This is a genomic window from Burkholderia sp. SIMBA_062 (assembly GCF_046534765.1).
In the GTDB taxonomy this organism is placed as follows: Bacteria; Pseudomonadota; Gammaproteobacteria; order Burkholderiales; family Burkholderiaceae; genus Burkholderia; species Burkholderia ambifaria.
This window is the reverse complement of the sequence record NZ_JAWRYD010000200.1, coordinates 1-283: the sequence shown is the minus strand read 5'-3', so window position 1 is coordinate 283 and position 283 is coordinate 1. Positions and strand designations below refer to the sequence as shown.

The following is a 283-nucleotide window of genomic DNA, read 5'->3' as shown; positions in this document are numbered from 1 at the left end:
CTACAAGCAGCCGCGCATCCTGGTGCTCGACGAGGCCACCAGCCACCTGGACGTGGCCTGCGAGCAGGCCGTCAATCAGGCCATCCAGTCCCTCGACCTGACCCGCATCATCATTGCCCACCGCCCGGAGACCATCCTCAGTGCCGAGCGCGTGGTGATGCTCCATGGTGGCAAGGTGGTGGAGGACATGCCGGTGAGCGAGCTGGTCGCCCGTCAGGCGGCCGCCGCCACGGCCCAGACCGCGGAGGCGGGCTGATGCGGCGCCTGTTCGCAGCGGCCGCCC

1 pseudogene is annotated in these 283 nt (G+C 70.3%); it reads left to right on the top strand.

From position 1 onward, the window contains the following. Positions 1-256 (top strand): annotated as a pseudogene (locus tag SB786_RS36030) (peptidase domain-containing ABC transporter); the annotation flags it as partial. Positions 257-283: the final 27 nt, after the last annotated feature.